This is a genomic window from Rhizobium sp. BK049, from assembly GCF_014193135.1.
In the GTDB taxonomy this organism is placed as follows: domain Bacteria; phylum Pseudomonadota; class Alphaproteobacteria; order Rhizobiales; family Rhizobiaceae; genus Rhizobium.
Genome location: NZ_JACHYV010000024.1, coordinates 47,087 through 71,433 on the forward strand (window position 1 = coordinate 47,087; position 24,347 = coordinate 71,433).

Sequence of the window (24,347 nt, forward strand, 5' to 3'; positions counted from 1 at the left end):
CGCCGGCCCATGTTATGCCCATTGAGCTTTCAGTATTTCCGGCAGGAGCCTTTTACGAAAGTCCTCATCGTAGTTGCCCTGGAGCGCGAAGTGCATCTTGTCTTCGAGTGCGAGATAGGCGATGCCGTGGGCGGTGGACCAGGCGGCAAAGATCGGGGCGAGGTTCCGCGCTTCCAATAGTGCCTCCAAAGTCGTGCCGTTGACCCGCGCGATGGCTTCGGCGAAAGGCCAAAGAGCCCGTTTGCTCGTTTCTTCGTAAACGGGGTTGGTGCGATTGACGAGATCCTTGCGGAACATCAGACGGAACCGGCCGGGATGGTCGAGCGCGAAGGCGACATAGGCCGCGGCCAGGGCGCGCATCCTTCCGGCCGGCGTTCCGTCATCCACTGCCTCACCGAGATAGCGGGCCAGCTCCTCATAGCCCAGAATCGCCACTTCGGTCAGCAGGCCCGATGCGCTGCCGAAATGGTGCGCGGGCGCTCCCGGCGACACGCCGGCTCGTCTCGCGGCATCACGCAATGAGAACCCCTCTATGCCGTTTTCTCTAAGGATGTCGTCGGTGGCGGTGATCAGCGCCTTCCTCAGCTCCCCGTGATGATAGCCCCGCTTTTCAGACACTCCAGCGCTCCAAAATTTTTCGTACGTACATCTATACAGCGTTCAAATTGACGTCTATATGTGCATCTTAACACTGTTCAAAATAGGATGCAAAGAACTGCGATGTCGAAGAACTGGCTTATCACAGACACATCGTCCGCCTTTGGCTGGCAGCTCATCCGGGTTTGCTCCCGCGGAGATTGCGTAACGGCGACACCGGGCAAACCCGGAGCCTTCTCCACCGACTTCCAAAACTAACCGACTGGCGAGGCCGTCAGTCCGACGTGGCCCGCCGACCCCATTCCATCAACTGAAGGTGCTGTCATGGCTATCTCATCCAATACCGCCAAGAAAAAAACCGCTTTGATCACCGGAGCCTCGTCCGGCATCGGCAATGCCACGACCCAGAAACTGCTGCAGGAGGGTTACCGGGTCTACGTCGCCGCGCGCCGCGTCGAGCAGATGCAGGAACTCGCGCAGCGCGGCGCCGTCGCCGTGCCGCTGGATCTCACCAAGGACGAGGAGATCGTGGCTGCGGTCGAGCGGATCGTGGCGGAACGCGGCTCGATCGATATTCTCATCAACAATGCCGGTTACGGCTCCTACGGGGCGATCGAGGATGTCCCGGTCGACGAAGGCCGCCGGCAGTTCGAGGTCAACCTCTTCGGGCTTGCCCGGCTGACGCAACTCGTGCTCCCCAAAATGCGCGAGAACAAGTTCGGAAAGATCGTCAACATCACCTCGATCGGCGGCAAGATCTACACGCCGTTCGGCGGCTGGTATCATGCGACGAAGCATGCGCTCGAAGGCTGGTCGGATACGCTTCGCCTGGAAACCAAACCTTTCGGGATAGACGTCGTCATCGTCGAGCCGGGCGGCATCAAAACGGAATGGGGGCATATCGCCGCCGACAATCTGAAGAAGACGTCAGGCAGCGGCGCCTATGCCAAGGGGGCCAACAAGGCCGCGGCCAGCATGCATGAAATCTATTCCGGCTCACGGCTGTCGGACCCCGCCGTCGTGGCGGCCACCATTCTGAAAGCCATCACCGCAGCCAGGCCGAAGACACGGTATCATACCGGCTACATGGCAGGCCCGGTCCTGTGGCTGCGCCGCTGGCTCAGCGACCGGATGTTCGATCGCATCATCACGTCGATGGTCTGAGCGGCAGAAAGAGCGGCAGAAAGAGCAGCAGCGAGCCACTCTTAACCGGCCGACGCGGCGCTTCAGGAGAGCGGCAACTGCGTCGCACACCAGTCCCAGACCGCGTCCACAGCCTTTCGCGGCGATGACGAGCGCTTGCGTACGAGGTAGTAATCGGGTCCAATGGTCGCCGTCGCATCAGTCACCTGCACCAGCCGTCCGGCCTCGAGATCGGCCATGACGAAAGCCCGGCAGGCGAGCACGACGCCCCGGCCGGCAAGTGCGGCGTCGAGCGCCAGGGTCGTATGGTTGAAGGCCGCGCCGGGCAGCTTCCCGCGCGTGCGCAGGAATACCGGCCAGTGATCGTGCGAGTCATGCAGAAGCGGCAGTTTGCGAAGCTGTTCGCCGCTTAAGGGCAAGGTCAGGCCCTTGACCAGATGCGGGCTTGCGACCGCCACAAGTTCCTGGCGAAACAGCAGTTGCGCCTGCAGGTTTGCCGGAAAAGGCGGGCGGGTGAGGCGCACCGCGATGTCTACTTGGTCGCGGTCGAAATCGGCAAGCGCCTCGGTGGCGACCGTCCTCAGATCGATGTCGGGAAGGGCCGCGTAGAGCTCGGCGAGCCGCGGGATCAACAGCCTGGTGGCGACCGTGGGGGTGGCGGTGATCGTTACCATTTCCGGCCGGTCGAGAAGCCGCGCGGTCGCTTCGGCAAGCGTATCGAAGGCGCGGGTCACGTCCGCCAGATAGGCCGTGCCATAGGCAGTGAGCGCAAGGCCGCGGGCAAGGCGTTGGAACAGCCTGAGGCCGAGCTGATCCTCCAGCGCGCGAACCTGCTGCGCGACCGCGCCCTGCGTGACGCCCAATTCTTCGGCGGCGGCGCGGAAATTCAGCCTGCGGCCGGAGGCCTCGAAGGCGCGCAGGGCATTCAGGGGCGGCAGCGTGCGACGGGATGGGTTCATCGGCATATCCAGTAGATTTTCTACAGTCTGGCAGCTTTCTTTCTCGCGCGAAAGTCCCGAAGGCATCTGTCATAATGCTGCGCAAAATCAGCTATCGGAGGTTTCAATGTCTGAAGGAAAAGTCGCTCTCATCACCGCCGGCGGGTCCGGCATGGGGGCGGCGGCCGCCAGGAGGCTCGCCGCGGACGGCTATCGCGTCGCTGTTCTCTCTTCCTCCGGCAAGGGAGAGGCGCTGGCAAATGAGCTCGGCGGCGTCGGCGTCACCGGCTCGAACCAGTCGAACGACGACCTGAAGCGGCTCGTCGATCTGGCGATGGAGCGATGGGGGCGGATCGACGCGCTGGTCAATTCCGCCGGTCACGGCCCGCGTGCGCCGATCCTCGAAATTTCAGACGAGGACTGGCACAAGGGCATGGAGGTCTATTTCCTCAGCGCCGTGCGGCCGACCCGTCTGGTAACGCCGATCATGGAAGCCCAGCGCGGCGGTGCGATCGTTAACATTTCGACGGCATGGGCCTTCGAGCCTTCGCCGATGTTCCCGACCTCTGCGGTCGCCCGGGCGGGACTGGCAAGCTTCACCAAAATCTTCGCCGATACCTATGCGGCCAAGAACATCCGCATGAACAACGTCCTGCCCGGCTGGATCGACAGCCTGCCCGCGACCGACGAGCGGCGGGACAGCGTTCCGATGGGCCGCTACGGCACGAGCGATGAAATCGCCGCCACCATCGCCTTCCTCCTGTCGGAAGGTGCGGGCTACATCACCGGCCAGAACATCCGCGTCGACGGCGGCATCGCCCGTTCCGTCTGAGCGACTGCCGGTGGATCTGACTGACATCGATGCCTCGGCATGGGCGGAGCTGGAAACGGCTGCGGCGGATCCGCAGTCGGGTTTCCGCTATGTGAGCCTCTGCTCCATCGATACCGAGGCGAAGCCGCAGGCGCGCATGGTCGTGCTGCGTGCGGCCGATAGGTTGGCGCGGTGTCTCGAATTTCATACGGATACGCGCAGCTCCAAATGGCTGGAACTTTTAGTCAATCCCCGCGTCACGATCCTCGGCTTTAGCGCCGAGAGCCGGCTGCAGCTTCGGCTTCAAGGGGCGGTCGAGCTTCATGGGCCGGGAAGCGCAGGTGCTAATGCCGCGTGGGGCAGGCTGCCCGCGCGGACGCGGATGACCTATGCGGGCGGCCCGCCCGGGGACGAACGCGCCTTCGAAACGATCGACGCGGCAGAGCCTGCGGATGAGGCCGAGGGAAAGACGCGCTTTGGCGTCTTGATCTTCCGGGCCTGGACGCTGGATTGGTTCCAGCTGCGGAAGCAGGACAATCGACGCGCGCTGTTCTGTTATGACGAAGCCGGCGCCCTCTCTTCTTGCCGCTGGGTCAATCCCTGACCTGAAATCGGCCCGCTTTCGGACGTTGAGCGGAGGCGATCAATCGTCCCCGGGCGGTCCGATTTCGGCGTCGCCAGCCCGTGAGTTCCAGCGTCAGGATGCGAGTTTCGAGCAGGTTGAAGATGCGCAGCACCGCATCGATCGCCTCGAAGGGCTTGGTCAGGGAATCCTTTGCGCCGAGGGAAAGCGGATGGACGGCCGAGCGAAATCAGGAGTACCCTCCGCGGCAGCGGCAGGTCGCCGAAACGGCCGCCACGGGAGACGCGATGATGAAGCACAGACTGTTTCGCCTGATGTTCGGGGTGCTGGCATTTGCTTCCGCACCGCCGGTTTCCGATGCCTTTGCCGCAGCCCAGCCCATCTTCTGGAGCGCTTTGCGCCCGGCCGAACAGGCCAAGGCGACAATGCCGCTGTCGGGCAAGACGGTCAGCGGCCCGCAGGGCGAAACGCTTGCCTGGCATGACGAAGGCCAGCCCGTAGAATTGACGGGCTTCGTGCTGCCGGTCGACCAGGATGGTGATCTCGTCTACGAATTCATGCTGGTCCCCTGGGCCGGAGCCTGCAGCCACATGCCCTCCCCTCCGCCCAATCAGCTGGTCCGCGTCGTTCCGCAGGAGCCTCTGCACCTCGAAAGAATGTACGAGACCGTCACCGTAACGGGCAGCCTGCGGCCCGGCTTGGACCAGGCGCAGTTCTTCATGATCGACGGCGTCCGCGTCCTTTCCTACGGCTACAGCATGAGCCATGCCCAAGTGGCGAAAGCGACGGCGAGCGATGATCCCGATCTGCTGACGCTCTCGCCTTTCGGCATCCTGCCTCGCTAACGGAACGACTTCTTGCACGAGTGCCGCCAGCCGCGTATATACATAACTATATATACGATCTGTGGAGCGTTCTCTATGCCGCAATATGCGCGCGTCTTTCAATCCGGCAATTCGCAGGCCGTCCGGCTGCCGAAGGAGTTTCGCTTCGACGTCGATCAGGTGGAAGTGACACGGGAAGGCGATGCGATCATTCTGCGGCCGCGGACCGATCACGGCGGCCGCTGGGCCTCGTTGCGCAGCGCCCTGGAGCGCGGCCTCAGCGACGATTTCATGGCGGAGGGACGTGAGCAGCCAGAAGATCAGGAGAGAACTGGCCTTCAGGACTTGTTCAAGTGATCACTCATCTCATCGATACCAATGCGGTGATCGCTCTGATCGGCCGGAAGTCCGACATGCTGCTCGCCCACGTCATGGACAGCGACGAGGGATCGATCGGCCTGTCGAGCATCGTCATGCACGAGCTCTATTACGGCGCCTACAAGAGCGCGAAAATTTCCTACAATCTCGAAACCCTGCGCCTGTTCATGGCGGATTTCCCGACCGTCGGTTTCGAGCGCGAGGATGCGCTGGCCGCTGGAGAGATCCGCGCGGCGTTGGCGGCAAAGGGAACACCGATCGGTCCTTATGATGTGCTGATAGCCGCGCAGGCGAAGACGCGGGATCTTGTTCTTATTACGAACAACTTCGAGGAGTTCCGGCGCGTGGATGGCCTGCGCGTCGAGGATTGGACGACCGGGCGGTAGCCCCGGAGAGCTTCAGCCGGCGTTTCGGCACGCACTATCCGCCTCTTCACGCAGCCGGTTTATACGGAGAGGAATCCACCCTGCCTTCACTCACATCAGATGTCGAAGGCGCTCGGCAGGATCACCACGTCGCGGATCGTCACGTTGCGCGGCCGGGTCAGCATGAAGAGCACGGCTTCGGCGACGTCGCGGGGTTCGATCAGCGCGCCCGCCTCTTTTGCCTTGCGCAGGTTTTCCGCAGGCCAGTCTTTCAGCAGAGCGCTGCTGACAGGGCCGGGCGAGACGGATCCGACGCGGATGCCGTTCTTGAGGAGCTGCCGCCGCATGGTCTGGACGAAGCAATGCATCGCCCATTTCGAAGGCGAATAGACCGGCTCCCACGGGACCGGGGCATGGCCCGCGACCGAACTGGTGACGATGATGTCTCCCGTCCCTCTCTCGATCATGTGCGGCATGACCGTCCGGACGTTCTTGATGACCACGTTGACGTTCAGATTGAGCATGCGGTCGATCGCATCGAGGTCGGCATCCGCCAGATCCCCGCCAATATAGGTGCCGGCATTGGCATGGAAGATGTCGAGCTGGCCGGCCTTCGAGAGAATGCCGTCCAGCAGGCCGGCGCAATCCTCGGGTTTCAGAAGGTCGAGCGGCAGCGCGATCGCCCTCTCGCCGAGCCTGCCGCAGGCCGCACTCAGCGCCGCCTCGTCCCGATCGATCATCACGACCGTGCCGCCCGCCGCGATGATCGCCTCGGTCGTCGCCAATCCAATGCCCGAGGCAGCTCCAGTAATGGCCGCGACTTTACCTTGCAAACCGTTCATATCCACTCCTCCAAATGTGTCGATCATCTATCGCATGCGGGGTCGGTCATGGCTAGAAGTTCGCGGCGTGGCGGGGATGATCTGGGCGATTGGGCGGTGGTGCCTCTGAACTCTCTTCCGTCATGCTCGGGCTCGTCCCGAGCACTTGCTTCCGGTCGATAGGGCAGCAGATCCTCGGCACAAGGCCGAAGACGACGCCGAGTAAAAATGAAAACGGCTGCGGAAAAGTGGCCGGAGGCCCACCCCACACTCCTCATTCCTGTGCCTGTCACAGGAATCCAGCCACCGCGCGTCCGCGCGCTGAATGACTATTTTGAAAACAAGGGAGTTTCCTGCGCCCAAGGACTTGGGCGCGCTGGATCCCTGTGACATCCCTCGGGCTAAGCCTGAGGTCACAGGGATGAGGGAAGGATAGGTGGTGCCCGCGCCCCACCAACCATCACGTGCGGCGAGGATCGGAAGCTTGGACGGTTGTAGCCGCCCCAGGACATTCACAAAAAAAACGGGCGCGGCCGAAAGCCGCGCCCGGGCAAAACTCGCTGAACCGATCAGACGAGGTCGAAGCGGTCGGCGTTCATGACCTTGTTCCAGGCGGCGACGAAGTCCTTGACGAACTTCTGCTTGGCGTCGGCCTGGCCGTAGACTTCGGCGAAGGCGCGCAGCTGCGAGTGCGAGCCGAAGATCAGGTCGACGCGGGTACCGGTCCACTTAGGCGCACCCGTCTTGCGGTCGCGGCCTTCATAGACGCCGTCCTTGCCGGCGGCCGGAACCCACTGCGTGGCCATGTCGAGCAGGTTGACGAAGAAGTCGTTCGTCAGTGTCTCGGGGCGCGAGGTGAAGACGCCGTGCTCGGGATTGCCTGCCTTCAACACGCGCAGGCCGCCGACGAGGACGGTCATCTCAGGCCCGGTCAGCGTCAAAAGCTGGGCGCGGTCGACGAGCGCTTCTTCCGGCTTCATGAACTGATGGCGCTTGTCGTTCACATAGTTGCGGAAGCCGTCGATGCGGGGCTCGAGCGGCGCGAAGGAATGCGCGTCGGTCTGGGCTTCGGACGCGTCCATGCGGCCCGGCGTGAAGGGCACGCTGACGGCGTTGCCGCCCGCTGCCGCGGCCTTTTCGACGCCGGCAGCACCGGCAAGCACGATCAGATCGGCGAGCGAGATCTTCTTAGCCCCCGTCTGGGCTGCGTTGAAGTCCTTCTGGATGCCTTCGAGAACACCGAGCACCTTGGCGAGCTGCGCCGGCTGGTTGGCTTCCCAGTCCTTCTGCGGAGCCAGGCGGATGCGCGCGCCATTGGCGCCGCCCCGCTTGTCGGAGCCGCGGAAGGTCGAGGCCGACGCCCAGGCGGTTGAGACGAGTTCCTGTACGGAAAGGCCGGTTGCGAGAACCTTTGCCTTCAGTTCGGCAATGTCCTGATCGTCGACAAGCGGATGGTCGACCGCCGGGATCACGTCCTGCCAGATCAGGTCTTCGGCCGGAACTTCAGGGCCGAGGTAGCGCACCTTCGGTCCCATGTCGCGGTGGGTCAGCTTGAACCACGCGCGGGCGAAAGCGTCGGCGAACTCACCGGGATTTTCGAGAAACCGCCGCGAGATCTTCTCGTAGATCGGATCGAAGCGCAGCGACAAATCGGTGGTCAGCATGGTCGGCACATGCTTCTTGCCCGCCTCATAGGCGTCCGGGATGGTGGCTTCGGCGTTCTTGGCCCGCCACTGATGCGCGCCGGCCGGGCTCTTCGTCAGCTCCCACTCGTGGGCAAAGAGGTTCTCGAAGAAATAGTTGCTCCACCTGGTCGGCGTCTGCGACCAGGTGACTTCGAGGCCGGCAGTGATCGCGTCCTTGCCGACGCCGGTGCCGAACGTGCTCTTCCAACCAAGGCCCTGGTCTTCGATCGCGCCGCCTTCCGGCTCGGCGCCGATAAAGGACGGGTCGCCTGCGCCATGGGTCTTGCCGAAAGTGTGGCCGCCGGCGATCAATGCCACGGTTTCCTCGTCGTTCATTGCCATGCGAGCGAAGGTTTCACGGATGTCTCGGGCCGCAGCGACCGGGTCGGGATTGCCGTTCGGGCCTTCCGGGTTGACGTAGATGAGGCCCATCTGCACGGCGCCGAGCGGCTCTGCCAGCTGGCGTTCGCCGCTGTAGCGCTCATCGCCGAGCCAGGTGCCCTCAGGGCCCCAATAGAGCTCCTCGGGCTCCCAGACGTCGGCGCGGCCGCCGGCGAAGCCGAAGGTCTTGAAGCCCATGGATTCGAGCGCAACGTTGCCGGTGAGGATCAAGAGGTCGGCCCAGGAGATGCGGTTGCCGTATTTCTGCTTGATCGGCCAGAGCAGCCGGCGAGCCTTGTCGAGGTTGGCATTGTCAGGCCAGGAGTTCAGCGGTGCGAAACGCTGCTGGCCCTGGCCGGCGCCGCCGCGGCCGTCGGTGATGCGATAGGTGCCGGCGCTGTGCCAGGCCATGCGGATGAACAGGCCGCCGTAATGGCCGAAGTCGGCCGGCCACCAGTCCTGCGAATCCGTCATCAGCGCGTGAAGATCCTTCTTCAGCGCGTCCAGATCGAGCTTCTTGAACTCCTCGGCATAGTCGAAGTCCCTGCCCATCGGGTCGGCACGGCCGGAATTGTGATGAAGAATCTGCACGTTCAGCTGGTTCGGCCACCAGTCGCGGTTGGCTCTGCCGCGCGGCGTATTGCCATGAGCTACAGGACATTTACCTGTGCTGTCAGTGGGATTGTCCATGATCGTCTCCTTCATTGCTTGATCGGTCGGCGGTTCAAAAAGATGAGCCGAGCTGACGCCCCACTCTCTCCCTGCAGTCTTCATATCGGAAGCGTTCAATAATTTTAAGTTGGATTTACTGATTGTCGCGATAAGCTGAGGTTATGAAGAATCTTACCCTGAAACAGCTACGCTATTTTGAAGCCCTGGCGCGGGATGGCCGCTTCCGCCGCGCCGCCGACGCCTGCGCCATCTCCCAGCCGGCGCTCTCCATGCAGATCAAAGAACTCGAGCAAGAATTGGGCGGCGAGCTCTTCGAGCGCAGCGCGCGCGAGGTGAAGCTTACCCCGTTCGGCCAGAGCTTCGCGCTGAGGGTCCGAGACATCCTGCGCGCCGTCGACGAATTGGGGGAGTTTGCCCGAGCCTCGCATGAATCCTTCCTCACGCGTCTGCGCATCGGCATCATCCCGACGATCGCACCCTACCTGCTCCCGGCAATTATAAACGATCTCAACAAAAGCTTCGCCGGAATTCAGATCGAGGTGCGCGAGACACAGACGGGCAGGCTGGTTCAGGAATTGACACAGGGCCAGCTTGACATGGCGATCGTCGCGCTGCCGGTGTCGGAGCCCTCGCTCACCGAACTCGAGCTTTTCAAGGAAGAATTCGTGCTGGTCAGGCGGCAGGAGGATGGAGACAAGCCGGTGCCAGAGCGCGAAGCTTTGCGCGAAATGCGGCTGCTGCTGCTCGAAGAGGGCCACTGCTTCCGCGACCAGGCGCTGTCCTTCTGCAAGATCGGCCCGGCCCGCCCGCGGGAGATCATGGAAGGCAGCTCGCTCTCCACCCTCGTCCAGATGGTCGGCGCCGGCATCGGCGTCACCCTGATCCCTGAGATGGCCGTTCCGGTCGAAACGCGCTCGGCCCAAGTCTCGATCTCCCGCTTCCCCGCGCCGCAGCCGTCGCGGACGATCGGCATGATCTGGCGCAATTCGACGCCCATGGCCAAGCAGCTGCAGGAAGTCGCCGAGGCGGTGCGCCGCTCGGCTGAGACGATGCGCGCGCAGGATGCGCTCACGTGACGGACCTTGGCCGTCATCTCAGCATCTAAGACCCCGCCCCTCACCTCAACTGCGGCGCTTGAACGTATGCTCGGCTGCCGGAAATTTGCGCGCGCGCACCTCCTCGGCATAAGAGGCGGCAGCGTCCGCGACCCTCTTGCCGAGTTCGTCGTAGCGCTTGACGAAACGCGGCCTGAAATCGTTGAAGAGGCCGAGAATGTCGTCGGAGACCAGGATCTGGCCGTCGCAGGCGGAAGAGGCGCCGATGCCGATTGTCGGTATGTGGATTGAAGTCGTCATCTCGCGGGCGAGCGGCTCCACCGTGCCCTCGACGACGACGGCGAAGGCGCCCGAGCCGCCGATCGCATGCGCGTCGCGGCGGATCTTCGAGGTTTCGTGTTCGGAATGGCCGACGGAGCGATAGCCGCCGGCGGTGTGGACGAGCTGCGGCATCAGGCCGATGTGGCCGAGCACGGGAATGCCCCGCTTCGTCAGGAAGGCGATGGTTTCGGCCATCTCCTCGCCGCCTTCGAGCTTGACGGCGTCGCAGCCGGTTTCCTGCATGATGCGCACGGCGTTGCGGAAGGCGATTTCCTTCGATTCCTGATAGCTGCCGAAGGGCATGTCGACGACGACGCAGGCATTGGCGACGCCGCGCATCACGGCCTTCCCATGGGCGATCATCATGTCCAGCGTCACGCCGATCGTGGTCTCCATGCCGTAGAGCACCATGCCGAGCGAATCCCCGACCAAAAGCAGGTCGCAATGCTCGTCGAGGAGGCGCGCCATCGGCGTCGTATAGGCGGTGAGGCAGACGATCGGCTTACCGCCCTTCATGGCTGCGATTCGCGTCGGCGTCAGGCGCTTCTGAGATCCGGTGGCGCTCATTTCGTCACTCCCTTTCCCGGCTGACCGCTCATTCGGTTGTCCCGGATCATTCTGTTCCCGCTCGCCGGGCTGCTGTTGTCTCCGACAACTCTGTTGTCGAGAAGCCGCGTCGTGCCGATCCTCACGAAGAGCGCCACGACGATGGCGCCTTCGAGCGAAGCGACCGGCGCCAGTGTTTCTGCATCCCTGACGGCGACGACTTCGGGTTTTGCCAGAGGCTCGCGGCCAATGAAGGCGGTGAGTTTCGCCTCAAGTTCTTGCGCATCGGTGATGCCTTCGGCGATGAGCCGCTCGGCCTCATCGAGCGCCTGCGGAACGATCACCGCCGCGCGCCGCTCATCGGGGCTGAGATAGACATTGCGCGACGACAAGGCGAGGCCGTCGCTGTCGCGCACGGTCGGCACAGAGATCACCCGCACCGGCACGGCGAGATCTTCCACCATGCGCTTGATGATGACGACCTGCTGGTAGTCCTTCTCCCCGAAATAGGCAGTTTGCGGCTGGACAATGTTGAAAAGCTTGGTGACGACGGTGGCGACTCCGGCAAAATGGCCGGGCCTGACTGCGCCTTCGAGTTCGCGGCCGAGATCGGGAACGTCGACCACCGTCTTCATCGGGCGGGGATACATATCCTCGACGCCCGGCGCGAAGAGGAAATTCACGCCGGCCTGCTTGAGCATGGCGCCATCGCGCTCGAGATCGCGCGGATATTTGCCGAGGTCTTCGCCCGGGCCGAACTGCAGCGGATTGACGAAGATCGAGACGACGACGATGTCGTTTTCGGCCCGGGCGCGCGTGACGAGCTTGAGATGTCCGGCGTGGAGATAGCCCATGGTTGGAACAAGGCCGACGGTGCGCCCCTGCCGCTTCAGCGCATCGAGCGTGTGGCGCAGCTCTTCAATATTCGAGAAAACCCGCATACATCCTCCCCGCGGCCGGTCACTCATCTTGGGCGCGGATAAGAAATGTAATCGAAGCCCGAGGTCAATGCACTTCCGGACAAAAAACGATTAGATGCATGGCCGGCGGATCAGGCTGGCCCGGTCAGCTCGCAAATCGTATCTCACACCCGGCTTGCCGCAGCGCTAGCGCAGGGCTAGCAATGTGCGAACTGCGCCTCTATCTACCCTTTCCGTCAAGATACCATCACAGTCGGCCGTTATGGAGTTTACATGGACAAACCCTGGAAGATCAGCCGCGGGCCGATAGCGGCGACCGAGCTCGATGTTGAGAAGGCAAACGCGATCAACTCGCTGTTGATCCGGCCGGTCGGCGTGCTTCCGGCCAAGCCCGGTGATCCAGTTCTCCCCTTCGCCGTCGGCCTCTTCAACGAGCTTCGCCCGCTCTTAAAGCCCGATGCCGGCGTGACGACGCTCCGGCGCGCGACCGCTGCCTATGTCCATTGCCGGCGCTATTATTTCGCCAGCGCCCAGCCCGACTCCATGCGCCATAATCTCGACGGCGAGCCCGTTGAGCTGCTGTCGGAGGAAGACCGGCTGGTCGCGCAGAAGCGTTTCCTGAGCCTCAAGCATAGCACCGCCAAGGCCGAGGAGCCGGAGCCGGCGCCTGTGGTGATTCCCCCTCCCGGCATCAGCAAAAGCGAGCAGATCCGGGCCGCCCTTCTCGGCAAGAGGAACGCCGCCCGATAGGGCCAACAGTTGCTCTTCCTCCGGTGACACCCTGGGCATTTTCATGGCGCACGGGTCTTTGCTGCATAAGAATGCTGCGACGGTTTGACGACGGCCCGCCTGGAGGATTCGCGGATGACGACTGACATCACCACCAAGGGCCGCAAACCGTCCCGTGCCATCCCCGGTGGCGTGTGGGCACTGGGCTTCGTCTCTCTGTTTATGGACGTCTCCTCCGAGATGATCCATGGCCTCCTGCCGGTCTATATGGTCACGGTACTCGGGGCGTCGGCTCTTTCGGTCGGCGTCATCGAAGGCATCGCGGAGGCGACCGCCGCCATCACCAAGGTCTTTTCAGGCGCGATCAGCGACTGGTTCGGCCGGCGCAAGCTGCTGGTGCTTGCCGGCTACGGCATGGCGGCGCTGACCAAGCCGGTCTTTCCGCTGGCGCCGACGATCGATTGGCTGGTGGCGGCGCGCTTCATCGACCGCGTTGGCAAGGGCATCCGCGGTGCGCCGCGCGATGCGCTGATCGCCGACATAACAGCGCCGGAAATTCGCGGCGCTAGCTTCGGGCTGCGTCAATCGCTCGATACCGTCGGCGCCTTTCTCGGGCCGGCTCTTGCCCTGATCCTGATGTGGTGGACTTCAGACCAGTTCGCCACCGTCTTCTGGATCGCGGTCATCCCGGCCTTCGTATCGGTCGGCATCGTCCTGATGTTCGTCAAGGAGCCTTCGCAGGTGACGGCAAGCAAGAGCGTGCGCATTCCCTTGCGCAAGCAGGACCTGCTCCGCCTTCCCACCGCCTATTGGCTCGTCACGTTAGTGGCGGCGATTTTCACGCTGGCTCGTTTCAGCGAGGCCTTTCTGCTCCTCGATACCGAGCGGCTCGGCCTGCCGGTCATGCTGGCGCCGCTCGTCCTTATCGGCATGAACCTCGTCTATGCCCTGTCGGCCTATCCGGTCGGCATCCTGGCGGATCGGTTCGACAGGGTGACGCTGCTTTTGATCGGCATCGGCCTGCTGATCGCGGCCGATCTCGTCCTCGCCTTCGTCCCAGGCTTTATCGGCCTCGGTCTCGGTGTGCTGTTGTGGGGTCTGCACATGGGCTCCACGCAGGGCGTCTTTGCGGCGCTCGTCGCCGACACGGCACCTGCCGATCTGCGCGGCACCGCGTTCGGCGCCTTCAACCTCGTCTCGGGGGTTGCGCTACTGCTCGCCAGTGTGGTGGCCGGGGCCTTGTGGGAAGCGGCGGGACCGGCCATCACCTTCGCCGCCGGCGCGGCCTTCGCGGCGCTCGCCGGCGCTGCCCTCCTCGTCGTGAAAGCACCCATGATGCAGAAGTCTTGAAGAATATTGCGCTCGATATGCTGCGAAGCATAACTTGCTAGTGTGTTCTCAGGGTTAGACTATTTCTCTTGCAACGTCAGGTAGTTAAAACTTTTCGACTTTACTCATATATTTCACTCTTCACAGAGATTTAACGCAATTACTCTAATTTAAGCATCAGCTATTAAACACCGCTGGACGTGCTAAAACGATGCGTTTTCTGGTTGCAGCTTCCCTCTTCGCAATGGTCGCAGCCCAGTCCGCGGCGGCCGATCTTTCCGCCTACAAGCGCCCTCTGACGGTGCCTTTCCAGAAGGTGACGCCCTATTCTCCGCAACTCGCGACGCTCGGCAAGATGCTGTTCTTCGATCCCCGGCTTTCCGGCAACAAGAACATGACCTGCGCCAGCTGTCATAATTCTTCCTTCGGCTTCGAGACGCCGGTGAAGACACCGATCGGCGCGGCCAATACCGCACTCGCCCGCCAGGCGCCGACAGTCCTGAACGTCGCCTGGGTCTCACCCTTCTTCTGGGACGGCCGCGCGAAGGACCTGGAGGAGCAGGCAGCGGGCCCCATTACCGCAGCCGCCGAGATGAACGGCAAGCTCGAAACCGCTGTCGCCGAAATGCAGAACATTCCCGATTACAAGGCGTGGTTCGGCGAGGTCTTCCCCGATAAAGGGATCACAAGGGAGACGATCCTAACGGCGATCGCCACCTATGAGCGGACAGTGGTTTCCAACTGGTCGCCCTTCGATCGCTGGGTGGATGGCGACGAGAAGGCGGTCTCCGACAGCGCCAAGCGCGGCTTCGAGGTCTTCACCGGCAGCGCCGGCTGCTCCGCCTGCCACTCGGGCTGGAATTTCACGGACAACAAGTTTCATGACATCGGCCTGCCGGATGAGGATATAGGCCGCTTCAAGATTGATCCGAGCAGCCCGAACAATCAGCATGCCTTCAAGACGCCGGGCCTGCGCAACACGCTCTATCGCGGCCCTTATATGCATGACGGCAGCCTGAAGAGCATGGAGGGGGTCATCGCCCATTACGAAAGCGGCGGCGTCGGCCGCCCCTCGCAGGACCCCGCCATGATGCCCTTCCTGCTGACCGACCAGGAGCGCGACGATCTGATCGCCTTTTTGGGAACTCTGACCGCCGAAAAGCAGGACATTCCCCTGCCGACGTTGCCAAACTAAGGTGCACCATGAAACTCTCCATACGCATGCAGATCCTCGTCCCCATGGTGGCGACGATCGTCGTGGGATTCGGCAGCGCCTTCCTGATCGGCAACCAGGCTATCACCGGCCAGGCTCGGGTCGCCGCTGTGGTGCAGGAGGCGGTGAATGCCAAGCTCGCCTCGGCCCATATCGAGCAGCAGTTCCGGCAGGCGACATCGGTGGTCGACCAGGTGCTCGCGATGACGAATTTCGTGCCGGCAGCCGAGGTCAAGGCGGCATTCGAGGAAAGCAACGGCGCGCTTTCGCGATCGCTCGACGAGCTTAGCCGCGTCGATCTCGCCACATCCCTGACCGAGGGCGTGCGCTCGCTTCGCGAGGCGCATGGCGCCTGGGAAAAGGACGTCAAGGTGAGCCTCGGCCTCCAGCAGGCAGACGAAGTGCCGACGGCCGAGAAGCTGGCGCGTTCGCAGCAGGCGATCCTGATCGGCATCACCGCCGTCAACGCCATCGTCGACAGCATCGCGACCGAGAGCGTCGCCGAGGCCGGCAAGGCCCTTGAAACGAAGATTGAAACTGAGCTGGCGCTCGCGGTCCTTGCCGCCATCATCGGCCTCGGCATTCTCATTGCCATCGCCCGACATGTGTCGCGTCCGATCCAGCGCATCACCCGATCCATGCAGGAACTCGCAGCCGGCGAGACTGATAAGGCGATCCCATATGCCGGGCGCGGCGACGAGATCGGCCTGATGGCGGGCTCAGTCGAGGTCTTCCGCCAAAACGCCATCGCCCGGATCCGGCTGGAAAGCCAGGCCGAGGAAAGCCGGCGTCTGGCCGAAGCAAACCGGCTGGCCGACCAGGAGCAGGCGGAGCGCGGCGCTGCAGCACGGCTGAAGACTGCGACCTCGGGCCTCGCCGCCGGCCTGAAACGGCTTGCCGAGGGCGATCTCGCCTTTCAGCTCTCGGATCGGTTCGCGCCGGAATTCGAGCCGCTGCGGCACGATTTCAATGCGTCGGTGGAGCAGCTCGGCGGCACGCTGATTTCGGTTTCAAAAAGCGTGTCGATCATCAATTCGGGTACCCGCGAGATCAACAATGGTTCCAGCGAACTTTCCGGCCGCACCGAACGGCAGGCAGCGACGCTCGAGGAGACCGCCGCTGCGCTCGACGCCGTCACGGCCAAGGTGACCGAAGCCTTCAAGATCGCCGAAGAGGCGCGCAACGTTGCCGACAACGCCAATCGCAGCGCCATCGCCTCCGGCAAGGTGGTGGCCCAGACCGTCGACGCCATGAGCCAGATCGAGGAATCCTCGAGGCAGATCAACAATATCATCGGCGTCATAGACCGGATCGCCTTCCAGACCAACCTGCTGGCGCTCAACGCCGGCGTCGAAGCTGCACGCGCCGGCGAGGCCGGCAAGGGTTTTGCCGTCGTTGCCCAGGAAGTGCGCGAGCTTGCGCAGCGCTCGGCCCAGGCCGCCCGGGAGATCAAGGAGCTGATCGGGCGGGCATCCGCCAAGGTCGCGAGCGGCGTCGAACTGGTCAACCACACCGGCGCGGCGCTTAGCGACATCGGGCGTTTCATCGTCGATATCAACCAGCGCATGGAAACGCTCGCCGCCTCGGCGCGTGACCAGGCGACCAGTCTCTCGGAAGTCAATTCGGCCATGGGCCAGCTCGACCAGGTCACCCAGCAGAACGCCGCCATGGTCGAGGAAACCACCGCCGCCAGCATGACACTGGCCAGCGAAGCCGAACGGCTGCGCGAACTGGTCACCCAGTTCGAACTGGGCGGAGCGGAGTCCCGCACGCGGAGCTATCGCGACGCTGCGTGATGTAAGCGCGGGCACGTTCCGGTCAGGCTAACACCAGGGCTTTTCGCCCGCAGCAGCGCCATCAGCATCGGGCCGAGCGCAAATTCACCCCGTTCGGTGCGTCGCGTCAGGTCCCTGAGATAGCCTCCGGCGGAGTTGATGCACCCTCCCCGTTGCAGGATGCAGGCCATGACGGTAGCGGCATTTTCCGGTCCCATCACGCCTGACGCCGCCTCATAGGCCGAGGGGCTTACGGCCAGCATCGAACGTATGACGACAGCCGCCGTCATAAGATCCCGCCAGCTGCCGACCTTGCCGCCCGGGCCGTAGTCCATGATGTCGGGGCAGGCCTGGAGAACAGTGGCGAGCGGGAAGGACTGAAGTTCGCCTGCCCTTGGCCGAACGGCGAGGCGCGATCCCTCCCTGCCGCCTGTTTGCGCTTTCGGCCCATCATCGTGCGGACTCGTGCCCGGTTGCTGATCCCGGTCGGCCTGCCCCGCCGGCGTCGTCCCCGTTTCCAAGCGCGGTTCAGATTCAGATAGGGATTCGGTGTGAGAATTCTGTATGTGGCGCTCAATCTGGGATTCACTGGTGCTCGCCATCTGCGTTTTCTCGTGCAGCTCCAACAGGTTGACAATATCTGTGCGGATTGTCTCAAGGTCTTTGAGGACGGGCGTGAGATTTTCGATCGTCGCGGCTCGCGGAATCCGCTGCAGGATAGAATGGAACATTGAGGACACGCGCTCCCAATCTCCCGCAACCGCTTCCTCGACGGCTGCGGAAATCAGCTTGGCGATGTCGCGCCGGCGGATCGTCAGCCGCTCCTTCAGACCACGCAGCATCTGCCGGTCGGCCGCGATGCGCGCCGCCATCACCTCGATTTCGCCGGCGCGGGCGAGAAGCGGGGCGAGGCTGAAGCCGTAGGCCTCGTCGATCCCGCCTTCCCGGCTGCGGCGCACATAACGCTTGCCGTTCGGGCTGTCCTTGCGGGAGATGAGGCCGGCTTCCACCAGCAGGGCAAGATGCCGGCGCAAGGTGGCGGCGGCCATGCCGCGGGCTCTGAGCGAAAGCTGCGCGTTCGAGGGAAAGACCACCAGCGGTTTGTCGCTGGAGAGTTCATCCTCGGGATAAAAACTCAGCAGCGCATCAAGCACCGTCAGCGCCCGGTCGGTCACGTCGAGCCCTGCCCGCGCCTCGCAGACCGATCGGAACAGCTTCCATTTGTTGCGCGTCGTTCCGGCCGCGATCGCCTCGCCACGCCGCTGTTTCAGCAGCAAGGCAAGTGTCATCGGCCGCCGCCCGAAGGGCGTCGTCACATAGTCACTCTCCATTTCCTTCACCTCTCATCAGGCAAAAGAAATCCGCTCACCGAAACGATGCGAGGAGGAAAAGTGCCGCAGCGTCATTTGCGCGTCTGAAAAGACGCCGAGGCGCTGCAGGACTCTTGACTGGGATTCGTGAAAATGCGATTCTCTGTCTTGCTTAAGGATGTGAGAAGGGCTTCCACGACTCGTTCGTTTGGGGGCCTTTTTCTTTTGCGGTTTCAGTCTCCTTGTTTGCCCTCCTCGGCGAGGAATTGCTCGTAGAGCGCATCCAGCCTACAGGAGAGAAATTCTCCGAAGCGGCCGGCATTTCTCGCCTTCATCGAGAGCGAGAACGCCTTGCCGTCATTCTTCATTTCCGCCTGGACTGCCTTGTCCCGCGGCTGCCATTTGACCTTCTTCGCAGCGACGGTTTTCTTGACCGGTCGCGCGCTTTTGTTCAGTGCCGTGTAGAGCGCTTCAAAACGTTTGTCGGAAGGTAGCTGATGAAAGTTGTCGTCCTGCAGGACATTGGCGACGTTTGCCGCATTGGCGGATTTGCCGGCGAGCAGCGACAGCTCCACCCAGCGCTCGCGGCCGACGCCGGGTGCCGGTCCGATTGCCTGGACGACCTCCGGCGAGATGCGATCCATCACCGACATCATCTTCGAGACCGAAGCCGCATTGGCGGCAAGGGCTGTCGAGATGACCTCCCTGTCGTAGCCGAGCTCCTCCAGCCGCCGGGCGAAGAGCGCTCGTTCGATGAAGGTGAGGTCGGCGCGTGCCGAATTCTCCTGCCCCTGGGCGATCACGTGGGTCCGGTCGTCGATCACCTTGACGACGGCACGGACATTGCGGCCGAGTTCGCGGGCGACGCGCAGCCGCCGGTGACCAAAGACCACCTGATAACGTCCGTCGATCCTGGCGTGGGGACGCACCAGGATCGGCGTGTCCTGTCCGCGCGCGCGGATCGCTTCGACGAGCGCTTGGAAGTCCTCGTCATCCTCGGACAGCCGGTCCTTGATGAAGGAGGCTTCGACGAGATCGGGGTCGAGATCGACCACCGCCTCGCCCTCCAGGAATTTTTCCGCCTGCTTGGCAAGCTCATCCAGCGAGCGGACGAGCGACCGGCCTGCCCCGCGCATCGGGTAGTTCGGCGCGCCTGCGTTTTCATCAGGCATATCGGCCAGTCCTTCCAGCAGGTTCTTTCGTGCCATCAGCGTCCTCCGATTGCGGTCATTGCATTGATTTGCTTCACGGAAACGGCGAATTTGTCAGCCGACAAATTTACCGCCCCCATGCCTGGTGAATGAGGCCGGCGATCTCCGCGTTGACCGCGTCCATCGCCTCAAGCGCGCGATCATAGGTTCCCCGGTTCATCGAGGCGCGCTCGACCTCGTAAAGCGTTTGCTTGGTGATCCCGGCATCCGAGATCGCGGTGGATTTGACCATCTGATTCTTCAGCATGAATTCGTGGAACATCGTCGACATGAAGCCGACCATCTGCGCCTGCGGCACGTCGGTCGGCTCAAAGCGGGTGATGAGATAGCGATACCAGGAGAGGTTCACTTCGGCGCCGGCGGCGCGGATCGGCTTCAGGATGCCGCCGAGCATCAGAAGGAACTGGCCCATCGACATGACGTCGAGCATTTGTGGATGGATAGTGATCAAAACGCTGGTCGCGGCTGTCAGCGCCGTCAGCGTGAGGTAGCCGAGCTGCGGCGGGCAATCGATGACGACGACGTCGTAACGATCGTCGACCTCGGCAAGCGCGCGAGAGATGCGGGTGAAGAAGGTCTTGCCGTCATTGGTCGATTTGTCGGCCATGGCAAGCGGCGTATCGTATTCATATTCCTGCAGGTCGAGATTGGCTGGCACGATGTCGAGACCGGGAAAATTCGTCTTGTGGATGATCTCGGAGAGTGGCTTCTTCTCGCCGTCATAGCGGATCGCTTCATAGAGCGAGGCGGCCTGGTCGAACTCCGGCTGGAAGCCGTGCAGGGAGGAGAGCGAGGCCTGCGGATCGAGATCGACGGCAAGCACGCGGTGGCCGGTCAGGGCAAGATGCTGGGCAAGATGGGCAGCCGTCGTCGTCTTGCCCGAGCCGCCCTTGAAGTTGACGACGGCGATGACCTGCAGCTTCTCATGAGCGCGGCGGTGGGGCACATACATGCGGCTTTCGGAGCGGCCATGCGCATCGAGATAGCGCCTCAGCTCCAGCATCTGCTCGGCGCTGTAGGAGCGCCGCCCAGAAGGCGAGGTCTGCGGGCGCGGGCCTTTGCCCTCGAGATGCAGTTTCTTCAGCGTGCTCTGCGAGGCCCCGACATAACTGGCGACCTCGGCAAGAGAAAAGCTGCGCAGCGTCTTCTTCGCGTTCGGCGGAAAGCGCTGCACGCTTAGGAGATGCAGCTTCTTCGAAATCACGTCGCCGTGCTCGAGAATCTGATCCTCGAAATAGAGCGGCGCGGCCTTCACGGCGTTCGAATTAGCGTTCATCGGCAGCAATCTTTCGGATAACGGTTTTCGGGATCAAAAGCCCCTGTAACCGTTATTATCCGCGATTCTCCGATACCGGCCAAGAAATTTAAGGTTAACGCATATTAACCTTTTCGATGCTCGTCCAAGCGCTTGCCGGATCTCTGCGTGATGTCCGGACGACCGGGGATTTTGGGCCGGGGGCGCTGATAACGCGCCCCCGGCGGCGCCCGGCCGAAGGGGAGGGGGCATTCGGCGGGCTTAACTCAATGGCGCTTCGCCTGTAGTGATGCGCTGCTCGTCGGCGCCGAAGAGGTGAACGGTGTCGTGGCCGGGGGCGATCCTCAACACGTCGCCGGGGGCGGCCCGGATCCGCTCGCGGAAGACGCAGGTCAGCGTCTGCCCTCCGAGCCGCACGAGCACGAGTGTTTCCGAGCCTGTGGGCTCGACGACGACGGTCGTCACTTCGATGCCGTTGGGTTCGAGCATGATATGTTCGGGGCGAATGCCGTAGGTCACGGCATCCTTCGGCCGGCGTTCGCTCGGCAGCAGCAGCCCGTCCACGGTCCTGAACCCGTCTTCGCTCATGCTGCCCTTGATGAAATTCATTGCCGGCGAGCCGATGAAACCGGCGACGAACAGATTGTTCGGGCGGTCATAGAGTTCGAGCGGCGAGCCCGATTGCTCGATCAGCCCGTCCTTCATGACAACGATCTTGTCGGCCATGGTCATGGCTTCGATCTGGTCGTGGGTCACGTAGATTGTCGTCGTCTGCAGCCGCTGATGCAGTTCCTTGATCTCCGAGCGCATCTGCACCCGAAGCTTGGCATCGAGGTTCGACAAAGGCTCGTCGAACAGGAAGACGGCTGGATCGCGCACGATCGCCCGGCCCATGGCGACGCGCTGACGCTGGCCACCCGAAAGTTGCTTCGGATAACGCTCCAGCAGGTTTTCCAGCCCGAGGATCTTCGCCGCATTGCCGACGCGCTGATCGATCTCCGATCTCGGCATGCGCTTCATCCGCAGCGAGAAGCCCATGTTCTTCGCCACCGTCATATGCGGATAGAGCGCGTAGTTCTGGAACACCATGGCGATGTCGCGGTCTTTGGGCGCAAGCTCGTTGACGATGTGCTTGCCGATCTGGATCTTGCCCGAGGTGATGCCCTCCAGGCCGGCGATCATTCTGAGCAGCGTCGATTTTCCGCAGCCGGAGGGGCCGACCAGGACGACGAATTCGCCGTCGCCGATATCGACGGACACGCCTTTGATGGCTTTGAACGCGCCGTAGTCCTTGCGCGCATTGCTGACCGAAACATGGGCCATGAAACTCCTCCCGAATTCGCCGTCAAAGTCCGTTCAAGACACTTTTGAGAAAATCGAGGCCGAGGCGCTCACCCTCCTTGCGCGCGGCCAAGTCCTTGCCCGGCCAGCCGTAAGCGGCATCCTCGTGCTCGATCGACAGCGTGCCGTCAAAACCGTAGCCGCGGGCCTGCCTGAGGAAACGCGGCCAGTCGAGCAGACCGAGCCCCGGCAACTTGTATTGCCACCAGCCCTTGCCGTGATAGCCGAGTGCCTGCAGGGCCTCGGCGTCGATCGCCGTATCCTTGGCATGCAGAATGGCAATGCGGTCCTTGACCGCCTCCAGCGCCCGATAGGGATCGACGCCGATGCGGATGAGGTGCGAGGGGTCGAATTCGAGGCCGAAGCGGCGGTCCTCGATGCGGCGGAAAAGTTCCTGCCATCCCCGAGGCGTCGTTCCGATGAAATTGTCTCTAGGTCCGGGCCAGTTCTCGATCGCGAAGGTGAGGCCGCTTGCCTGCGTTTGCGCGATCAGTCCAATCGCGAAGTCGGCGAAGTCGTCATAATTGGCCTCGTCGCTTGCCGTATCGTTACGGCCGGGAAAGATCACGAATATCGGAACGCCGGCGCCGCCGATCGCTTCGGCAAATTCTGAGGTCCTTGCCCGGAGTTCCCGGCGCTTGTCGCGATCGGCATCAAGCTGATTGCCGAAAAAAGTGATCGAGGAGACGAAGAGGCCGCGGCTTCTTGCCAGCGTAACGGCATCTTCCACCCGGTCGGGCGTCTTGATGTGGCCGCCGACATCGATCTCGATCGCTTCGAACCCCGCCGACGCGGCGAAATCTACCACTTCCTCCAGCGGGCGGTCATTGAATGTCGAGGTATAGAAGCCGATCTTCACCATATCCTCCGATCCTCATCAAAATCCGGGGGCCTTGCGGTCGTTTCAACTGTTCAGCCGATCCATGAATTTCAGCGGCGAGCGCGTGCGCTGCGCCACATCGGCCGATGCGAGCATCAGGGCCGCCGCCATCGGCATGGCCGCCGCACCCATGGCCGAGGCGTCCTCGCCGATCGAGGCGCGATGCAGCGAGGGCAGGTTCGTGTCCTCGGCGTCGAGATGCTCGTGCACGTAACGCAGCAGTTCATCGACGATGCGGATCGGCAGCCGGCCGCCGACGAGCACGGCATCGGGATCGACGATCATGGCGATATGTTTGACCGCGACGGCGAGATGCGCGCTCATTTCCTTCAGCCATTGCGAAACGAGGCGCTTGCCGCGCGCGTCGAGGGTCAGCAGATCCTGCGGCACGCTCACCTTGATCCCATGCCGGGCGAGGAAATCATAGAGGAAGAACAGCGAGAAGATCTCCCCGAGAAGCTGGACCTTCTGCGCCTCGCCGTCGCGGCCGTCGGCAATCGGAAGCCAGCCGATCTCGCCGCTGAGGCCCATGGCGCCGCGATGGCCGTTGCCGTCGAGAACGAGGCCGCCGCCCGGGCAGGCATTGACGGCGATATAGAAGAAGCTGCTGCTTTCCGCGCCGAGGCCGTAGTTGAGCTCGGCAAGGGCAGCGGCATTAGCCTCATTTTCGGTGAAGACGGGATGCGGCGTCAGGCTCTCCAGTGCGGCGCGCACGTCGAAATCAGTCCATTCCTGATAGGCGTCGGGCTTGCCGAGCAGCGAGATTTCGCCGAGCCAATCCGGCATGGCAAGGCCGATGCCGGCAAGGCGCGCATCGTCGATCAGCCGGCTGCGCTGGAAATGCGAGATCGCATCTGATGTCAGTTGCATGAATTCCGCCGGCAGGATGAAGCGTTTCTCGTGGTGTACGCGGGCGCGCACATTGCCGACGGCGTCGACCGCCAGGATCGTCAGATGGTCGCGGTCGATGTTGATGCCGATGGCGTAATAGGCGTCGGGATTGATTTCGAGTTCGATTGCCGGCTGGCCTCTGAGCCCATGCCGGCGGCGGGCCTCCATGATCAGGCCCTCGTCCAGCAGGCGGTCGACGATGCGTGCGATCGCCGGTTTGGTGAAGCCCGTCTGCCTGGCGATTTCGGCGCGCGAAATCGGCGCCTGGCGGTGGATGCAGCGGAGCACGACGGCCCTGTTGTGCTCGCCCGCGTCTTCGACATTGGCGCCCGTCAGATCGGGGGAGAGCCTAGCGCCGAGTGTCTGGTTCATG

The 24,347-nt window shown here is 62.9% G+C and carries 23 protein-coding genes and 1 pseudogene; 11 read left to right on the forward strand and 13 right to left on the reverse strand.

What is annotated here, in order from left to right:
* Positions 1-12: 12 nt before the first annotated feature.
* Entirely contained in the window at positions 13-618 is a 606-nt protein-coding gene (locus tag FHT70_RS22630) for a TetR/AcrR family transcriptional regulator (protein WP_183704998.1), read from the reverse strand.
* Between the two features lie 303 nt (positions 619-921).
* Here FHT70_RS22630 and FHT70_RS22635 point away from each other — a divergent pair, with 303 nt between their 5' ends.
* Complete coding sequence (locus FHT70_RS22635) at positions 922-1,761, forward strand: oxidoreductase (protein WP_183704999.1); 840 nt, start codon at positions 922-924, stop codon at positions 1,759-1,761.
* Between the two features lie 62 nt (positions 1,762-1,823).
* Here FHT70_RS22635 and FHT70_RS22640 read toward each other — a convergent pair whose 3' ends face one another.
* Entirely contained in the window at positions 1,824-2,699 is an 876-nt protein-coding gene (locus tag FHT70_RS22640; protein ID WP_183705000.1) for a LysR substrate-binding domain-containing protein, read from the reverse strand.
* 106 nt (positions 2,700-2,805) lie between these two features.
* On the opposite strand from FHT70_RS22640, the gene FHT70_RS22645 reads away from it, so the two are divergent.
* Positions 2,806-3,510: an SDR family oxidoreductase gene (locus FHT70_RS22645; protein ID WP_183705001.1), complete on the forward strand. Its 705-nt coding sequence runs from the start codon at positions 2,806-2,808 to the stop codon at positions 3,508-3,510.
* A gap of 10 nt (positions 3,511-3,520) precedes the next feature.
* Positions 3,521-4,093 carry a pyridoxamine 5'-phosphate oxidase family protein gene (locus FHT70_RS22650; protein ID WP_183705002.1) on the forward strand — a complete coding sequence of 191 codons (573 nt, stop codon included), beginning with the start codon at positions 3,521-3,523 and terminating at the stop codon, positions 4,091-4,093.
* Positions 4,094-4,131: 38 nt separating this feature from the next.
* Here the strand turns inward: FHT70_RS22650 and FHT70_RS30740 are convergent.
* A pseudogene (locus FHT70_RS30740) lies at positions 4,132-4,280 on the reverse strand (response regulator); the annotation flags it as partial.
* Positions 4,281-4,359: 79 nt separating this feature from the next.
* Here FHT70_RS30740 and FHT70_RS22655 point away from each other — a divergent pair.
* From FHT70_RS22655 to FHT70_RS22665, 3 genes are all read left to right on the forward strand, one after another.
* Complete coding sequence (locus FHT70_RS22655) at positions 4,360-4,917, forward strand: DUF3299 domain-containing protein (protein ID WP_183705003.1); 558 nt, start codon at positions 4,360-4,362, stop codon at positions 4,915-4,917.
* A gap of 75 nt (positions 4,918-4,992) precedes the next feature.
* The gene (vapB, locus tag FHT70_RS22660; protein ID WP_085781307.1) at positions 4,993-5,253 is read left to right on the forward strand and encodes a type II toxin-antitoxin system VapB family antitoxin; all 261 of its coding nucleotides are present in this window, start codon (positions 4,993-4,995) and stop codon (positions 5,251-5,253) included.
* Complete coding sequence (locus FHT70_RS22665; protein WP_183705004.1) at positions 5,250-5,660, forward strand: type II toxin-antitoxin system VapC family toxin; 411 nt, start codon at positions 5,250-5,252, stop codon at positions 5,658-5,660. The genes vapB and FHT70_RS22665 overlap by 4 nt, the downstream gene beginning before the upstream one ends.
* 95 nt (positions 5,661-5,755) lie before the next feature.
* Here FHT70_RS22665 and FHT70_RS22670 read toward each other — a convergent pair whose 3' ends face one another.
* On the reverse strand, positions 5,756-6,481 hold the full coding sequence (locus FHT70_RS22670; RefSeq protein WP_183705005.1) for an SDR family oxidoreductase: 726 nt from the start codon (positions 6,479-6,481) through the stop codon (positions 5,756-5,758).
* Between the two features lie 548 nt (positions 6,482-7,029).
* On the reverse strand, positions 7,030-9,216 hold the full coding sequence (gene katG / locus FHT70_RS22675; RefSeq protein WP_183705006.1) for a catalase/peroxidase HPI: 2,187 nt from the start codon (positions 9,214-9,216) through the stop codon (positions 7,030-7,032).
* Positions 9,217-9,359: 143 nt separating this feature from the next.
* Between katG and FHT70_RS22680 the strand changes: the two genes are divergently transcribed.
* Positions 9,360-10,274 (forward strand): hydrogen peroxide-inducible genes activator, encoded by a 915-nt coding sequence (locus FHT70_RS22680; RefSeq protein ID WP_183705007.1) that lies wholly within the window; start codon positions 9,360-9,362, stop codon positions 10,272-10,274.
* A gap of 45 nt (positions 10,275-10,319) precedes the next feature.
* Here FHT70_RS22680 and panB read toward each other — a convergent pair whose 3' ends face one another.
* Both panB and panC read right to left on the reverse strand, forming a co-directional pair.
* Positions 10,320-11,141: a 3-methyl-2-oxobutanoate hydroxymethyltransferase gene (panB, locus tag FHT70_RS22685; protein WP_183705009.1), complete on the reverse strand. Its 822-nt coding sequence runs from the start codon at positions 11,139-11,141 to the stop codon at positions 10,320-10,322.
* Positions 11,138-12,061 carry a pantoate--beta-alanine ligase gene (gene panC, locus FHT70_RS22690; RefSeq protein WP_183705011.1) on the reverse strand — a complete coding sequence of 308 codons (924 nt, stop codon included), beginning with the start codon at positions 12,059-12,061 and terminating at the stop codon, positions 11,138-11,140. Before panC ends, panB begins: the two co-directional genes overlap by 4 nt.
* A gap of 252 nt (positions 12,062-12,313) precedes the next feature.
* Between panC and FHT70_RS22695 the strand changes: the two genes are divergently transcribed.
* The 4 genes from FHT70_RS22695 to FHT70_RS22710 all read left to right on the forward strand — a co-directional run bounded on the left by FHT70_RS22695 (position 12,314) and on the right by FHT70_RS22710 (position 17,107).
* On the forward strand, positions 12,314-12,790 hold the full coding sequence (locus tag FHT70_RS22695; protein ID WP_183705012.1) for a ProQ/FINO family protein: 477 nt from the start codon (positions 12,314-12,316) through the stop codon (positions 12,788-12,790).
* 114 nt (positions 12,791-12,904) lie between these two features.
* Positions 12,905-14,119, forward strand: coding sequence for an MFS transporter (locus FHT70_RS22700; RefSeq protein WP_183705013.1), 1,215 nt, complete (start codon positions 12,905-12,907; stop codon positions 14,117-14,119).
* Between the two features lie 190 nt (positions 14,120-14,309).
* Complete coding sequence (locus FHT70_RS22705) at positions 14,310-15,293, forward strand: cytochrome c peroxidase (RefSeq protein WP_183705014.1); 984 nt, start codon at positions 14,310-14,312, stop codon at positions 15,291-15,293.
* Positions 15,294-15,301: 8 nt separating this feature from the next.
* Positions 15,302-17,107: a methyl-accepting chemotaxis protein gene (locus FHT70_RS22710; protein WP_183705015.1), complete on the forward strand. Its 1,806-nt coding sequence runs from the start codon at positions 15,302-15,304 to the stop codon at positions 17,105-17,107.
* On the opposite strand, the gene repC is transcribed toward FHT70_RS22710, so the two are convergent.
* From repC to FHT70_RS22740, 6 genes are all read right to left on the reverse strand, one after another.
* Complete coding sequence (gene repC / locus FHT70_RS22715) at positions 17,089-18,417, reverse strand: plasmid replication protein RepC (RefSeq protein ID WP_183705016.1); 1,329 nt, start codon at positions 18,415-18,417, stop codon at positions 17,089-17,091. The genes FHT70_RS22710 and repC overlap by 19 nt on opposite strands.
* Positions 18,418-18,629: 212 nt before the next feature.
* Complete coding sequence (gene repB / locus FHT70_RS22720; RefSeq protein WP_183705018.1) at positions 18,630-19,604, reverse strand: plasmid partitioning protein RepB; 975 nt, start codon at positions 19,602-19,604, stop codon at positions 18,630-18,632.
* A gap of 70 nt (positions 19,605-19,674) precedes the next feature.
* Complete coding sequence (gene repA / locus FHT70_RS22725; protein ID WP_183705020.1) at positions 19,675-20,883, reverse strand: plasmid partitioning protein RepA; 1,209 nt, start codon at positions 20,881-20,883, stop codon at positions 19,675-19,677.
* Positions 20,884-21,123: 240 nt separating this feature from the next.
* Positions 21,124-22,185: a sn-glycerol-3-phosphate ABC transporter ATP-binding protein UgpC gene (gene ugpC / locus FHT70_RS22730; RefSeq protein WP_183705022.1), complete on the reverse strand. Its 1,062-nt coding sequence runs from the start codon at positions 22,183-22,185 to the stop codon at positions 21,124-21,126.
* 22 nt (positions 22,186-22,207) lie between these two features.
* Positions 22,208-23,062 (reverse strand): sugar phosphate isomerase/epimerase, encoded by an 855-nt coding sequence (locus FHT70_RS22735; RefSeq protein ID WP_183705086.1) that lies wholly within the window; start codon positions 23,060-23,062, stop codon positions 22,208-22,210.
* 45 nt (positions 23,063-23,107) lie between these two features.
* Positions 23,108-24,346 carry an ROK family transcriptional regulator gene (locus tag FHT70_RS22740; protein ID WP_097601242.1) on the reverse strand — a complete coding sequence of 413 codons (1,239 nt, stop codon included), beginning with the start codon at positions 24,344-24,346 and terminating at the stop codon, positions 23,108-23,110.
* Between the last annotated feature and the right edge of the window lies 1 nt (position 24,347).